General features: G+C 43.8%; 12 protein-coding genes. 8 read left to right on the top strand and 4 right to left on the bottom strand.

The features are described from left to right. The first annotated feature begins 52 nt into the window (after positions 1-52). The 6 genes from ABDW02_RS15720 to ABDW02_RS15695 all read left to right on the top strand — a co-directional run bounded on the left by ABDW02_RS15720 (position 53) and on the right by ABDW02_RS15695 (position 6,166). Positions 53-724 (top strand): porin family protein, encoded by a 672-nt coding sequence (locus tag ABDW02_RS15720; protein ID WP_343636161.1) that lies wholly within the window; start codon positions 53-55, stop codon positions 722-724. Between the two features lie 86 nt (positions 725-810). Next, positions 811-1,485, top strand: a complete 675-nt coding sequence (locus ABDW02_RS15715; protein ID WP_343636159.1) for a porin family protein — start codon at positions 811-813, stop codon at positions 1,483-1,485. A 12-nt stretch (positions 1,486-1,497) separates the two neighbouring features. Then, the gene (locus ABDW02_RS15710) at positions 1,498-2,184 is read left to right on the top strand and encodes an alpha/beta hydrolase (RefSeq protein ID WP_343636156.1); all 687 of its coding nucleotides are present in this window, start codon (positions 1,498-1,500) and stop codon (positions 2,182-2,184) included. Between the two features lie 104 nt (positions 2,185-2,288). Beyond that, positions 2,289-3,065: an ATP-binding cassette domain-containing protein gene (locus tag ABDW02_RS15705; protein ID WP_343636154.1), complete on the top strand. Its 777-nt coding sequence runs from the start codon at positions 2,289-2,291 to the stop codon at positions 3,063-3,065. Then, positions 3,062-4,252 (top strand): ABC transporter permease, encoded by a 1,191-nt coding sequence (locus ABDW02_RS15700; RefSeq protein ID WP_343636152.1) that lies wholly within the window; start codon positions 3,062-3,064, stop codon positions 4,250-4,252. The genes ABDW02_RS15705 and ABDW02_RS15700 overlap by 4 nt, the downstream gene beginning before the upstream one ends. A gap of 135 nt (positions 4,253-4,387) precedes the next feature. Continuing rightward, on the top strand, positions 4,388-6,166 hold the full coding sequence (locus ABDW02_RS15695; RefSeq protein WP_343636150.1) for an AAA domain-containing protein: 1,779 nt from the start codon (positions 4,388-4,390) through the stop codon (positions 6,164-6,166). Positions 6,167-6,243: 77 nt separating this feature from the next. On the opposite strand, the gene ABDW02_RS15690 is transcribed toward ABDW02_RS15695, so the two are convergent. After that, positions 6,244-7,371, bottom strand: coding sequence for a sensor histidine kinase (locus ABDW02_RS15690; RefSeq protein WP_343636148.1), 1,128 nt, complete (start codon positions 7,369-7,371; stop codon positions 6,244-6,246). A gap of 192 nt (positions 7,372-7,563) precedes the next feature. Here ABDW02_RS15690 and ABDW02_RS15685 point away from each other — a divergent pair, with 192 nt between their 5' ends. Then, positions 7,564-8,256, top strand: coding sequence for a hypothetical protein (locus ABDW02_RS15685; protein WP_343636146.1), 693 nt, complete (start codon positions 7,564-7,566; stop codon positions 8,254-8,256). A gap of 77 nt (positions 8,257-8,333) precedes the next feature. Here the strand turns inward: ABDW02_RS15685 and ABDW02_RS15680 are convergent, their stop codons facing one another. The 3 genes from ABDW02_RS15680 to ABDW02_RS15670 all read right to left on the bottom strand — a co-directional run bounded on the left by ABDW02_RS15680 (position 8,334) and on the right by ABDW02_RS15670 (position 11,836). Next, positions 8,334-9,560 (bottom strand): alanine dehydrogenase, encoded by a 1,227-nt coding sequence (locus ABDW02_RS15680; RefSeq protein ID WP_343636144.1) that lies wholly within the window; start codon positions 9,558-9,560, stop codon positions 8,334-8,336. A gap of 321 nt (positions 9,561-9,881) precedes the next feature. Continuing rightward, positions 9,882-10,298 (bottom strand): tRNA (adenosine(37)-N6)-threonylcarbamoyltransferase complex ATPase subunit type 1 TsaE, encoded by a 417-nt coding sequence (tsaE, locus tag ABDW02_RS15675; protein ID WP_343636142.1) that lies wholly within the window; start codon positions 10,296-10,298, stop codon positions 9,882-9,884. Then, positions 10,295-11,836: a PglZ domain-containing protein gene (locus ABDW02_RS15670; protein ID WP_343636140.1), complete on the bottom strand. Its 1,542-nt coding sequence runs from the start codon at positions 11,834-11,836 to the stop codon at positions 10,295-10,297. Before ABDW02_RS15670 ends, tsaE begins: the two co-directional genes overlap by 4 nt. Before the next feature lie 48 nt (positions 11,837-11,884). Here ABDW02_RS15670 and ABDW02_RS15665 point away from each other — a divergent pair, with 48 nt between their 5' ends. After that, on the top strand, positions 11,885-13,141 hold the full coding sequence (locus tag ABDW02_RS15665) for an HD domain-containing protein (protein WP_343636138.1): 1,257 nt from the start codon (positions 11,885-11,887) through the stop codon (positions 13,139-13,141).

Genomic DNA, 13,141 nt, shown 5'->3' with positions numbered 1-13,141 from the left:
TTGAATCTGCCGCGGCAGAAACATTTAATTTTTTTGAACTTTTAATCTCGACATGAAAAACACCTTCATCATTACCTTATTTTTTGCACTGGGAATCACTTCCCTTCAGGCTCAAACATCCAACCGTTACGACTGGGGAATTGAAGGCGGGCCGAACCTGAGTACTTTCAGAGCCCAGGAAATGCCATTCTTTGATATCTCACCGGCTGTATACGGATCAGGAGGTTTTATCTTCCAGTACAATACTAAAAAGATTCTTTCTTTTAAAACCGGGTTTTCCTACCAGCGAAAAGGATACCAGATCAAAGGCCTTACTTTCACAGACGTTGACGGAAATTACCTCGAAACAGGTAAAGCGATTGTGAGCCTGGATTACATTACCCTACCCCTGCTGGTAAAGGCTTCCTTTGGAAAAAAGACCCAATTCTTCATCAATGCGGGACCCTACGGAGGCTTCCTCTTATCCGCAAAAGGAAGGTATATCTATAACGGACAGGAAAATCAAAAAGAAACCTTTACGAATGATGTACAACGCTGGGATTTCGGGGTTGCAAGCGGAATCGGGATAGCCATTCCAATCAAAGAGGCGTGGAAAATACATGCAGAATTGCGCAATTATTTCGGACTGATAGATCTGAGCAATAGTGGCGGAGGTACCGGAATTTATACTAACACAACAGATTTGCGTTTAGGTGTTGTATACCGTTTGGGTTTTCGCGAGTAAATCAATCAATAAATTTCGATAGAGATACGTAGGGCGAAATTTTTCAACCCCCTACGTATTTCATTGCAGCTATCAAATCATCCGACATGAAAAACACCTTATTAATCACTTTTCTGTTTTTGGCAGGAATCAACTCACTCAGCGCACAATCATCCAACCGTTACGACTGGGGAATTGAAGGCGGGCCGAATTTGAGTACTTTGCGCATCTCGAACAGGCAAACCAATTCGGTGGTTTACGGATCAGCCGGATTCATCTTTCAATACAATACGCGTAAAATCCTTTCGTTTAAAACCGGGTTTTCCTATCAGCGAAAAGGAGCTCAAATGAGCGGTGGGTATTACTTCAATCCTCTATATAATCAGAATGCGTATTTTTCACAGGGGAAATCCATATTCAGCATGGATTACATCAGTTTGCCCCTATTGGTAAAAGCTTCCTTCGGAAAAAAAACAAAATTCTTTATCAATGCAGGTCCTTATGCTGCTTTTCTACTCTCCGAAAAGACACATTTTACCTATGGAGACTATACTTCTCACCTAAGTAATCTGAGCAGTTTCAAACGCCTGGATTTTGGTGTTACCGGTGGAATCGGTCTGGCTGTTCCAATCAAAGAATTCTGGATGGTTCACATAGAATTCAGAAATTATTTGGGAGCACAGGAAATCCATGCTTACAGTGGCGACCGGATTTTCACCAATACCACGGACATGCGCTTAGGAGTTGTATACCGTTTGGGTTTCCGGGAAGAGAAGAATTAACTAACTTTCGGCATGGAAAAACCGGTTTATTACATTTTATCGGGTTTAGGAGCGGACGAACGCGTTTTTGATCAAATCGATTTCGGCTCCATATCTCCTGTTTTCATTCCCTGGGAACCGGTCGATCCGGATCAGACCTTCGGGTCTTATGTCAAACAATTGAGTAGCCATATAAAAAGTGCACATCCGGTCCTTATCGGTATTTCATTCGGCGGAATAGTTGCCCAGGAAATGAGCGTCTTGCTGAATAATTGTCCGGTTTTAATTATTTCAAGTGTCAGAACCCGCCGGGAACTCTCTCCGATCATGCGCTTCAGTGGGAAAATCGGACTGCATAAGCTCATATCGGTGAAACGGATACAAAAACCAAACCGCGTCAATTACTGGCTGTTCGGAACACAAACACAAAGCGAACGCACGCTATTGGATGCGATCATTGCCGACACAGATCCCGTTTTCGCCCAATGGGCCATTCACCAGATATCAAACTGGAAAAGAGAAGAACGAGTTCCTGCAAAAGTGATCCACATTCATGGTGATCAAGACCGCATCTTCCCTATTTCAAATGTGCATCCGGATTACATCATCCACGAAGGAACACATTTCATGACAGTCTCCAAACACGAAGAAGTGAGCCGTGTCATCCGACAAGCATTGGAAGAGATTCGCAATTCGGCATTCGGCATTCGTAATTCGTAATTCGTAATTCTATAAAACCACTCATCCTCAAAAATCACTTTCATCCTGTATTTACTGGAATTCCTGGAAACATCTTATTACTTTAGTGGGATAATCTCACATCTATGATTCAAATCTCTCATCTCAGTAAATCTTTTACTTTAAACAGACAGCAGAAGAAAGAATTGGGAACCACGCAGGATTCGGTACTGGCAGTCGACGATATCAGCTTCGAGTGTCTTCCCGGACGTGTCCATGCGCTTCTTGGTCCGAACGGTGCCGGAAAAACTACTACACTCCGGATGTTATCTACGATTTTCAAGCCTACCAAAGGAACGATTGTCATAGATAATATCGACGCAGTGAAAAATCCGCAGGAAGCACGCAAACACATCGGTTTTTTAACCGGCTCTGCAGGACTTTATGCCCGGCTCACTCCCAACGAACTCATTGCTTATTTCGGCGAGCTATACGGTGTTTCAAAGAACGACATCGACATGCGTAAGAAAAAGTTGTACGACCTGCTCGACATGCATGATTTCCAGAACAAACGCATTGGGAAACTGAGCACCGGGATGAAACAAAAAGTTTCGATTTGCCGGACCATGATCCACGATCCGCAAGTCGTTATTTTCGACGAACCTACAAGCGGCCTGGACGTGATTACAGCTGAAAACATCATCCAGCTTATCCGCGATTGCAAAAACCAGGGAAAAACCGTCATCTTTTCCAGTCACATCATGGGAGAAGTAGACTTGTTGTGTGATGACATTACCATCATTCACAAAGGAAAAGTCCTGTTTAACGACACCATGGAAGCATTCCGTGCACAACAGCAGGCGCCAAACCTCACTGCAGAGTTTATCCGAATTGTTAACGATAAAAAATCCGAAGCACTATGATCTTTACCGTATTTAAAAAGGAATTACGCGATACCCTGCGCGACCGCAGAACAGTTATGATGATGATCGTCATCCCCACATTGGTTTTCCCGATGATCATGAGCATCTTCATGTCTGTATCCGAAAGTTTCCAGAAAAAAGCCGCTGAGAAAAAAGTGAAAATCGGGTTAGTAAGCAACCAGGTGGGAAGTTTGGAAGCCGATTTACTGAAAGTTCCGGAAGTGCTCGGAAAGAAGGAGTTTATTCCGTTTACAGATACTCTTTCGTTAATTCAGGCAATCCGTGAAGATTCGATCCAGGTGGGGATTTATGTGCCTAATAATGCCGAACAACTGAAAAGTGCCATGAAACCTATTTCGGTAACTGTTTTCCATGACGGAACGGATCTGGGAATGAAAGAACGTGCAGATGCTTATTTGACTTTCGTGCAGGAAAACTGGAAAAAACAGCGTTATGCCGAATTGAAAATCGACGAAGCTAAAATTACACCTTTCGTGATGGCTTATTCCAATGTGGCATCCAGCAAGGAAATGATCGGGAAACTGGCAGGCGGATTCCTCCCGTACCTGTTTATTGCTTTCGGATTTATGGGCTGTATGTTCCCCGCAATTGATTTGTTCACAGGAGAAAAAGAACGTGCCACGATCGAAACTTTACTGACTACTCCTGTTCCGCGCTGGAAAATCCTTTTCGGGAAAATGGGAGTGGTGGTGCTTTCCGGTCTACTGGCTGCGACCTTTAACTTACTGGGAATTTATTTATCGATCGAAGTCCTGAACCTGGTAAAAGACCCGGTTGTTCTTCAGGCTATTAAAGACATTCTATCACCCACATTCATCGTCATGCTTTACGCCTTGCTTTGCCCGCTGATCATCTTCTTTGCAGGAATTATGATCCCGATATCGGTTCGTGCCAAGAGCTTCAAGGAAGCACAAAGTATCATTTCCCCGCTCAACCTGTTGATCATTTTACCGGCCATGGTAGGATTTTTCCCGGGCGTGGAATTGAATGAAGTAACGGCTTTGATCCCGGTAGTGAATATTGTTTTGGCAACGAAAGAATTGATCGCCGGAACGCTGGAATGGCATTTGGTAGCTATCGCTTTCGGGGTGATGGTGGTACTGGCCGTAATTGCAATTATGCTTTCTTACCGCAAATTCGAGAACGAAAATAACGTGATTTCATAACAAAAATCTCCCACAGAGGAACACGGAAGAACAGAAGTTTGATTACTCTATTATTTGAAATTAAATGAAGTTTTTCACCCGCGTTCATCTGTGCACGTCTGTGGGAAACTTTATCTTCGTGGATCAAAACAAACCATGCAAGCGTTACACCCTCATTTGGAACAGGCCGTAAAGGAAGAAATTTCCTACTCTCAGGCATTGGCAGCCGAACATTTAAAGGCTTCCCCCAATGAGTTGCGCAAACAGGGATTGAGTTTATTCCCTTGTGAAATTGCAGACATTCGCAGTGGCATAGACGGTGATTTTTACCAGTTGGAAACTTCCTTCGTGATCAACAATACCTTTTTCAAGCGGGGAGCAACGGTTTTATTGTACGTAGCGGATAAATCTTACAAAGCTCGTATAGCTGAGTTGAATGCTTATTCCCTGCTCCTTTTCTGCAAGGAAGAAATTGAAGGAAACCTGCGTGAAGATGCTATCCGGGTAGATTTCACGCCTGACGACCGCACCTTGGAATGCATGCATTTAGGCCTGCGCTTCCTGAAAGAACAGAAACACCTGCAGGAATTTGAAAGCAGTTTTCAAACAGTGCATGAAACCGCTGTTTTCTCCTATCCTACACTCAACGAATCCCAGCAAAAAGCAGTCGGGGCAATTTTAAGTCCCGAACTGACGACGGTGATTCAAGGTCCTCCGGGAACAGGAAAAACGCATACACTTTCCATTGCCATTGAAGAATTGGTAAAACGCGGAAAGAAAGTGTTGGTCACTGCACCTAGCAATACAGCCGTTGATAATCTCTGTAAGAAGATTGCTGCTGCTAAGATTTCCTTGCTGCGCGTAGGAAACGAAGAAAAAGTAGCAGCCGAGATCATGCCTTATACCATGGATGCTTACCTGGATTCGGGAAGAGGGGCACAATATGCCCAGAGTTTGAAAAAACAAATTCAGAAGGCCGAACAAATCGCCAACAGGCACATCCGGAATTACACCAAAGAAGCGGCAGACGAAAGACGCGCAGCCCGGAAAGAATTGCGCGAATTGCAAAAAGAACTGCGAAAGCTGGCTCACGACTCCGAAGCACAGCTGATCGACTCCAGTTCGGTGATTGCCGGAACACCAGTCGGATTGTTCAACGAGCTTTCCAAAAACCATTCGTTTGATGTGGTGATAATGGATGAAGCCGGACAGGCTTTGGCACCTCTGACCTGGCTGGTAGCAAGTTTTGGGAAGAAATTGGTTCTTTGCGGGGATCCGCAGCAATTACCACCGGTTGTTTTAAGTGCAAAAGCAGTCCAATTGGGGTTGAATAAAAGTTTATTGGAAACAGTCAGTGAAGTTCAGCCACCGATATTACTGAACGAACAATACCGCATGTCACCTGAAATTGTTTCCGTCATTAATCCTTACTTCTACCGGGGACTCCTTCAAACTGCGGCAGGAATTCCGGCTGGGCAGATCCAGTTTATCGATATGGCAGGATTCGGGAACGGTGAAACACAACATGAAACTACGGGAAGTTTTGAGAACGGCGATGAGATCGCAATCCTTCAAAAACTCATCACATCTGAGGGTCTTGACTCAAAGCGAACAGTTATTCTTGCTCCCTATTCCGCACAGATTGCACGTTTGCAGAAAGAACTGGGGAGTGAATGGAAAGTATCCACCATTGATGCCATCCAGGGACAGGAAGAAGAAAATATCGTGGTGAGTTTCACACGCTCCAATCCGGATGGTACGATTGGTTTCCTAAGTGATTACCGCAGAACGAACGTGGCAATTTCCCGTGCCAAAAGAGCGTGCTATTTAATTGGCGACAGCGCCACACTGGGAAGTGATCCTTTCTACTCGGAATTACTGAAAGAACTGGAGCAACATGGGATTTACAGAAGTGCCTGGGAATTCGACAACTAATTGAAAAATTGTAATGGACTCTTCTCCATTTTACATTTTACATTTTACATTTTACATTTTACATTTTGAATTTTGAATTACACAAAAAGCTGCGTCTTCTCCGAATAATCAATGACCTTAATCCGGATGTTTGTGCCGGAATCTTCTCCCCCGTTCTTACCCACGATAATGCTGGCATCAATCTGTTCACACAACGAGCGGATCAATTCAAAACCGAGTGATTGATTGAGTTCTTTCCCCGATTTAATTCCCGGTCCGTTATCCGTCACTTCGACCTGCAATGAATGACCGATTTGGGTCACATGGATCTTAACGATTAATTTCCTTTCAGGTACCATGGCATGTTTGTACGAATTGGTAATCAACTCATTCATGATCAAACCTATGGGCACTGCTTTGGAAATGGGTACGATCAATTCGTCGGAATCGACTTCCAGTATGACGTCTGCATCACCGCCGAAAGCATGCTCCACGTTTCGTATCAATTCGACCAGGTAACTCATCATGTTCAAATTCCCGACTTTCGACCCGGAATACATTTGCTGATGTACCAACGCCATTGAATACACACGCCCTCTGCAATCTTCCAGAGCATCTATCACTTCCTGGGAATTCGAATTGTTCTTTTTAATATTGATCAGGCTGGTGACAATGTTCAGGTTGTTTTTCACCCGGTGGTACAACTCGGCCAAAAGGAGTCGTTTCTCTTCAATCACATTCCGTATTTGCTCTTCCTGACGAATATTCAGCCAGGTAATGACCGTGATCTGCATTAATCCGCAAAAGAATGCAAAGAGTCCGTTGAAAACCTTCAAAGTTTCCATCGTCGAGCTATAGATCGTAACCGGGTAATATTTCGGGCCGAAAATCACCAAAAAACTGATGGTCAGGAAATAAATAATGCACCAGACGATCAAATGCCCAAAGGTTTCTTTTCGTCCGTAAATCTGTACGATAGAAAGCGTCAATGGAAAAAAATACATGAGCACATTGCTTTCCAGCTGCATATAAACGGTTGCAACACCCAGCAAATAAACTCCGATGGCAAAAAAGAGGTAGGACGCGAGGATGAACATGCCCCGGTAATTCAGCAAAAAGATCGTTGCCGCCAAACCTAAAACCACCAAAAGATGCAGGTTTAGGAATTGAAATCCGATGAATTGAAAAATAATAAACGAAGCAATCACATTAAAGGTACCAATCAAGCTTAGGAAATTGACCTTACGAACTAAATTTTTCTTCCATTCAGGTGTTGTTTCAGGCCAATTTAGTCCTAATTTGTTGCTTCTCACGCGTTTCAGTTTTGGCTAATATACCAACATTTTTGAAAAAAAATGCGGGATATGTCAGATATGCTGTATACATTTGGGGCAAATTAATAGACTCGATCCATGCCTATGCAGAAGACTTTCCTACATGCAGTCTTGCTTTTCACTTTTTTGTTTGTCACCAACTGTGCTGATGCCCAACCTTACGTATTAGGAAACCGCAAACCTTACTCCTGGATGATCGGTATCAGCTGGACAGCAGTGGAAGATGACGGCCGTGGTTTGTGTCAGCCTTTTGACGTGGCTCAGTCCTGGAATTACGAATACTTTCCAACGCGCATCATGGTCGACAAGTACTTTAAGTACGGATTAAGCGCAGAATTTTCCGGAGCTTATGTGACTTATAAACCTGCAAAATTAATCAACGACACCATTGGCCGCTCGGGAGTATTTCTGGCACTGGACCTGAATTGTAAATACAGCTTTTATCCTTTAATTACTCCACGTTGGCTGGATCCGTATGTTTCTTTGGGAATCGGGATGACCCAGCGCACTTCAATGCCGGGAGTTACTGCCCTGACAGGAAATGTGGGTGTTGGAGTCAATTTATTCTTCTACCGTGGTTTGGGTTTCCAGCTTCAGTCTTCGGGTAAATTTGCTTTCACCGGTGGAGCTTTGGCAGGAGGAAATTATTTGCAGCACAATGTCGGATTCGTCTACAAGTTCAATTCCGGTGCACGCGGAAGAGAAAACTTCAACAAGAAGCGTTACAAGTGGACGAATAAGAAGCAGAAATATAAAGGCAATAAGCGCGGAGGATAATTTAATGATCAATGGTTGAATTATGAATTATCAAGCGGATTTCCAATCTTGATAATTCTTTCATTCATAATTGATAATTAACCTTTCAGTCCCATCATCAACAGATCGATATCTTTGTATTTCAGGTCGAAAACGCGGCCCAGTACTTCGCTGACCAAAATTCCTTTGTAGATATACACTCCGGAACGGAATCCGTGATCATTTCGGATCAGGTCCAGGCATCCTCCGGATTCTCCCATATCCATCAGGATCGGAGAAAAGATATTGGACAGGGCAAAAGAAGCTGTCCTCGGTACGCGCGAAGCAATATTCGGAACGCAGTAATGCACTACTCCGTGTTTCACAAAGGTAGGATTGATATGATTCGTCACGCGGGAAGTTTCAAAACATCCTCCCTGGTCAATACTGATATCTACGATTACAGAACCTTCTTTCATGTTCTCTACCATTTCTTCGGAAACCACACATGGAGTTCTTCCCAAAGGAGATCGGATTGCCCCGATTACCACATCGGCACGCATGATGGATTTTGCAAGAACTTTCGGCTGCAAAACGGATGTATAAACGCGTGAGCCCAAATCGTTCTGCAAACGGCGCAAACGCGACAAACTGTTATCAAATACTTTCACGGAAGCTCCTAATCCGAGAGCTGCACGGGTTGCAAATTCCCCAACGGTACCTGCTCCCAAAACAACGACTTCGGTTGGCTGCACACCGGCAATTCCGCCCAACATGATTCCTTTTCCTTCGTTGAAAGAAGAAAGCAATTCTCCTGCGATCAAAATGGATGTTGTTCCGGCAATTTCTCCCATTGTACGTACTACAGGAAACACTCCCTGCTCATCACGGATATAATCCCAGGCAATGGCCGTTATTTTCTTTTCGATTAATTTCTGCAGAATGCTTTTCGGCTGAATGCTCAATTGTAAAGCGGAAATAAGGGTTTGGTTCCCTTTCATCAGGTCTACTTCCTCTTCGGAGGCCGGTGTGACTTTCAAAATAATGTCGCATTCAAAAATCTCCTTATTGGAAGGACAAAGCTCCGCCCCTGCTTCGGAATATTCGCGGTCACTGAATTTGCTGGACTCTCCTGCTCCTCTTTCTACCCGGACATCGTGTCCGTTTGCTACTAACAATGAAACGGCTTCCGGAACCAGTGCAACACGCCGTTCCTGGAAACTCAGCTCTTTCGGGATGCCTATTACCAATCTTCCTTTTTTCTTAGCAATTTCCAGCATTTCTTCCATTGGAAGAATATTGCCCTCTTTCAAAAGTTGCTTGAGTAATTCCGGGTCCTTTACCATAAGTCTGCGTCTCCAATTTTAGCCAAACGAAGATACGAAAAAAAGGAATATGAAAGTTCCTGAATCAGGATGTAATTAGAGAAATTCTCCAGGGTCTGAAAAAGGCGAAAAACAGGTTTCAAAATTTCTGAATTCCTAAAAACCAATATTGAAACCGTTCTTAAAATCAACAAGACACACGGGGCTTAAATCGCTTTAAAACAGATACTTAATTAAAAATCTGTTCATATCTTTGTGAAGAAGAGAATTTGTAAATTCTAAAATTTTCAAAGCAGAAAATTTCGATTTTTTGACCTTACAGCTATCCGATCAAAATGAGTTTTAATCAATCCGAATCAACCGCTCACCCGCAGCATTCAGCGTAATGGAAACTTTCACCGCATCTTCCGGCAACAAAGGTTCAATAATCTCTGCCCATTCCACAAAGCAATACGCATCGGAATAAAGCATTTCTTCCACACCGGCATCCAGGGCTTCTTCCACCGAGTTCAGACGGTAAACATCAAAGTGCATCACTTCCCCGAAATAGGGAGAATCATAGGTGTTAACCAGCGAATAGGTCGGAGAACCTTCCGGAGATTCAATTCCCATAGCCCGCAAAACAGCTGAAATAAGGGTCGTTTTTCCCGAACCCATTTCTGCGTAAAAAGCTACAACCTTCCTGTTCCCGATAGCCTCCAGCAATTCTTTGGCAACAAAAGGAACATCGTCCAAATTATGTGCTATCAGTTCTTTCACTTCGATTGTAAAATGACAAATGGGATTAACAATTCCTCCATGGAAATTCCTCCATGCTGGAATGTGTCGTTGTAGTAATTCACGAAATGATTGTAGTTATTGGGGTAAACAAAATAGTCCTGCTCGCGGGTAAATACAAATTCGGCCGACAAGCTCGATTTCGGTAAGCCCACTTTATCCGGGTGTTTGATTGTAAATACTTCTTTGTCTTTGTAGCTCAGATTCCGCCCGGTTTTGTAACGCAGGTTGGTATTTGTACTGCGGTCACCAACGATTTTCACCGGATTCGTCACACGAACCGTTCCATGATCTGTTGTGATAATTACTTTCCCTCCTTTTTCAGCGATTTTCTTAAACATTTCCTGCAACGGAGAATGCTCGAACCACGAAAGGGTCAGTGAGCGATACGCCGCTTCGTCTGCCGCTAGTTCCTTGATCATATCCATTTCGGTACGGGCATGAGAAAGCATGTCCACAAAATTGTAAACGATAGCATTCAGCTGGTTATCCCAAAGCGTGTGGAATTGGTCCACCAATTTCTTCCCGGCATCGAGGTTGGTAATCTTGTGGTAAGACCATTTGATGTTTTTCCCGTTCCGTTTCAGGTTTCCTTCCAAAAATGCCGCTTCCTGCATGTTTTTCCCTCCTTCATCTTCTTCGTTCAACCACAGGTTCGGGAACCGTTTTTCTATTTCCGACGGCATTAACCCGGCAAACAAGGCATTTCTGGCATAATGTGTCGCGGAAGGCAAAATCGAATAGACAATATCTTCCTTTTCAATAGTGAAATAATTCGAAATGATCGGTTTTAAGATCTGCCACTGGTCGTAGCGCAAATTATCGATCACCATTAGAAAAACACGCTCATTCAACAAGGGAAAAACCTGTTCTTTCAACAAATGATGCACCATGTCGGGGGCCTCTTCCTGCCCGTTGAACCAGTCTTCGTAATTATTCTCAATGAAACGGCAGAACAAGTCGTTTGCCTCCTTTCGCTGGGCATCCAGGATTTCGCGCATTCCCTGGTCTTCAATGCCATTGAACTCAAGATCCCAATAAGTCAGTTTTTTAAAGATGTCTTTCCATTCCTCGGCATCCAAACGGCCATTCAATTGCATTCCCAACTGGCGGAATTCCTGCTGGTAGTTTGAATTCGTTTTTTGGGAAACCAATTTGCGGTGATCCAGGTTCTTCTTCAGGCAAAGCAACAGCTGGTTCGGATTGACCGGTTTAATCAGGTAATCGGCAATTTTACTACCGATTGCTTCTTCCATGATCGATTCCTCTTCACTTTTCGTAATCATCACAACCGGCGTCATCGGGGTAATTTCCTTGATTCGCGCCAATGTCTCCAAACCGGAAATACCAGGCATATTCTCGTCCAAAAAGACAATGTCGTAATTGTTTTCCTGGCACTTCTCCACCGCTTCACTACCGTTGTTGATGAGTTCCACCTGGTATCCTTTTGCTTCCAAAAAGAGTACGTGAGGTTTTAGAAACTCCATTTCGTCGTCTGCCCACAGAATCTTTGCTTGCATATCCTAAAGATTAATTAGCTTTGATATTTGATTTATAAAGGTATTCAATTGCGCACAAACACACATCGAAATAATAAAAAGAAAATCATCAACGACCCCGTTTATGGTTTTATTTCAATTCCCGACGAATTTATTTTCGACCTGGTGGAGCATCCTTTTTTCCAAAGACTCAGAAGAATCAAGCAATTGGGAATGACGCACCTCGTTTACCCGGGAGCTTTGCACACACGTTTTCACCATGCTATCGGGGCAATGCACCTGATGGCGCAGGCTGTTGCTGTAATTCGCAGAAAAGGACACGAAATTACTACCGAAGAGGAACGCGCCGTTTTAGTGGCGATCCTGCTGCACGATATCGGGCACGGTCCTTTCAGCCACGCTTTGGAATACGACATTGTGAAAAATGTCAGCCACGAACAGATTTCTTACTACTTCATCCAGGCATTGAAACGCGATTTCCCCGAAAATTCGGACGACCTGGAACGCGCATTGATGATCTTTGCGAATAAATACCACAAAACATTCCTGTACCAATTGGTTTCGAGCCAACTGGATATGGACCGCCTGGATTATTTGACCCGGGATAGCTTTTTCACCGGTGTTTCGGAAGGAATTGTGGGAACGGAACGCATCATCGAAATGCTGAATGTGCACAACGACCAATTGGTGATCGACGAAAAAGGAATTTACAGCATTGAGAAATTCCTGGTAGCAAGACGCGTGATGTACTGGCAGGTTTACCTGCACAAGACGGTTGTTTCGGGCGAATTCATGCTGATCAACATCCTGCGCAGGGCAAAAAAACTGATCCGCGACGGGGAAAACCTGTTTGGCAGTCCTGCTTTGCTGTTCTTCATGAGCCAGGATATTCAAAAAACAGATTTCGAAACGAATCCGGAAATCCTGAACACTTTTGCACAATTGGACGATTTTGACGTGATGGGAGCCGTAAAAGTGTGGCAAAATCACCCGGACAAAGTATTATCCATTCTTTCCAAAAACCTGGTGAACCGCAATTTACATAAGGTGGAAATCGCGAAAGAGCCTTTTAGTCCCGACCGTATTTTGATGGAAAAGGAACTGGTGCGCACGCAATTTCACCTGAACGATGAAGAGATCAATTATTTCGTGTATTCGGAATTGCTTTCGAACAATGCTTACAGCCAAGTCAAACAAACCATTAACCTGTTGAAGAAAGACGGTCAGACGATCGATGTTTCCAAAGCATCCGACAACCTGAATATTTCTGCATTGGCCCAGCCGGTAGAAAAATATTGTTTGTGTTACCCGGTTATCAGACATTAG

This window comes from Fluviicola sp., from assembly GCF_039596395.1.
GTDB lineage: Bacteria > Bacteroidota > Bacteroidia > Flavobacteriales_D > Crocinitomicaceae > Fluviicola.
This window is presented reverse-complemented; position numbering and strand designations above follow the sequence as displayed.

Bases quoted from the DNA above. Each gene is read 5' to 3' on its own strand.
- ABDW02_RS15720 (WP_343636161.1), top strand. From the start codon at position 53: ATGAAAAACACCTTCATCATTACCTTATTTTTTGCACTGGGAATCACT.
- ABDW02_RS15700 (WP_343636152.1), top strand. From the start codon at position 3,062: ATGATCTTTACCGTATTTAAAAAGGAATTACGCGATACCCTGCGCGAC.
- ABDW02_RS15695 (WP_343636150.1), top strand. From the start codon at position 4,388: ATGCAAGCGTTACACCCTCATTTGGAACAGGCCGTAAAGGAAGAAATT.
- ABDW02_RS15710 (WP_343636156.1), top strand. From the start codon at position 1,498: ATGGAAAAACCGGTTTATTACATTTTATCGGGTTTAGGAGCGGACGAA.
- ABDW02_RS15680 (WP_343636144.1), bottom strand. From the start codon at position 9,560: ATGGTAAAGGACCCGGAATTACTCAAGCAACTTTTGAAAGAGGGCAAT.
- ABDW02_RS15685 (WP_343636146.1), top strand. From the start codon at position 7,564: ATGCAGAAGACTTTCCTACATGCAGTCTTGCTTTTCACTTTTTTGTTT.
- ABDW02_RS15670 (WP_343636140.1), bottom strand. From the start codon at position 11,836: ATGCAAGCAAAGATTCTGTGGGCAGACGACGAAATGGAGTTTCTAAAA.
- ABDW02_RS15715 (WP_343636159.1), top strand. From the start codon at position 811: ATGAAAAACACCTTATTAATCACTTTTCTGTTTTTGGCAGGAATCAAC.
- ABDW02_RS15705 (WP_343636154.1), top strand. From the start codon at position 2,289: ATGATTCAAATCTCTCATCTCAGTAAATCTTTTACTTTAAACAGACAG.